This window comes from Methylobacterium sp. B1 (assembly GCF_000333255.1).
Classification (GTDB): Bacteria; Pseudomonadota; Alphaproteobacteria; order Rhizobiales; family Beijerinckiaceae; genus Methylobacterium; species Methylobacterium fujisawaense.
Map to the genome: position 1 here is coordinate 1 of NZ_BACT01000921.1, position 1,274 is coordinate 1,274.

A 1,274-nucleotide genomic window follows, 5' to 3' on the forward strand; every position below is an offset into this window, starting at 1 on the left:
CGCCGGCGCTGACGGCCCTGGTCCGCCTCGGCCGGCCGTTGCCGCTCGCCTTCGATGCGATGCGCCTCGAACTCGACGCGGCGGGGCGGCCGTGCCGCTTCCGCCTGCCCGCGGACGGGTCCGGCTGCGCGGCCTGCCCGGCGCCCGGCCTCACCGGGCTGGTGGAGGCGCATCTGCGCCCGTTCGTGGAGCTGTGCCACGCCCGATGTGGCATCGCCCCCCGGATCCTCTGGGGCAACGCGGCGGTGATCCTCGACTACGTCGCCCGGGAACTCGGGACCCCGCTCGGGGACGGGGGCGGGGACGGGGCGGGGGCCGGGGCGCCCCCCGCTTGCGCCGCCGCCTGTGACGACGTCGCGGCCTGCCTCGGATGGCGTCCGGGCCCGGGCTGCGCTAGGAGCCCCCTGGCGCAGGCGCTCTGTCCGGGGACGTCGGGGTGCCGGCGGCGGCGCGTCTGCTGCCTGCGCCAGCGCCTGCCGGGGGTGCCGTCCTGCGGCGCGCTCTGCCCCGTCGCGTGCGCCGCCCCACGCTGATCCGAGCCGCGCGATGTTGAAGGCCTTCCTCGCCTATTACCGGCCGTACCGGACGCTGTTCCTGGTCGATTTCGGCTGCGCGGTGCTGTCCGGCCTGCTCGAACTCGGCTTCCCCATCGCCGTGAAGGGCTTCATCGACAGCCTGCTGCCCCGGCAGGATTGGGGCCTGATCCTGCTCGCCGCCGCGGCGCTGGCGCTGGTCTACGTGGCCAATGCCGGCCTGATGGTGGTGGTCACCTACTGGGGCCACGTGCTCGGCATCAACATCGAGACCACCCTGCGGGAACGGGCCTTCGACCACCTGCAGAAGCTCTCCTTCCGCTTCTACGACGGCCAGAAGACCGGCCATCTCGTCGCCCGGGTGACCAAGGACCTGGAGGAGATCGGCGAGGTCGCCCATCACGGGCCCGAGGACCTGTTCATCGCCGTGATGACGCTGCTGGGCGCCTTCGCGCTGATGCTCACGGTGCACGCGCCGCTGGCGCTGATCACGGCGGCGATCCTGCCGCTGATCGCCTTCGTGTCGATCCGCTACGGCGGCCGCATGACCCGCAACTGGCAGGCCCAGTACGGCCGGGTCGGGGCCTTCAATGCGCGGATCGAGGAGAATGTCGGCGGGATGCGGGTCGTGCAGGCCTTCGCCAACGAGCCCCACGAGCGCGCCCTGTTCGCCCGCGACAATGCCCGCTACCGCGACACCAAGCTCGAGGCCTACCGGCTGATGGCGGCGGGCCGTCGATC

General features: G+C 73.1%; 2 protein-coding genes. Both read left to right on the forward strand.

Features of this window, described 5'->3' with window-relative positions; translation table 11 throughout:
• On the forward strand, positions 1-533 hold a 533-nt coding region (locus tag I53_RS34650), incomplete at its 5' end, for an IucA/IucC family C-terminal-domain containing protein (protein ID WP_043356308.1).
• Positions 534-546: 13 nt separating this feature from the next.
• Positions 547-1,274 (forward strand): ABC transporter ATP-binding protein (locus I53_RS26000; RefSeq protein WP_043356310.1); only part of this gene is annotated, 728 nt, incomplete at its 3' end.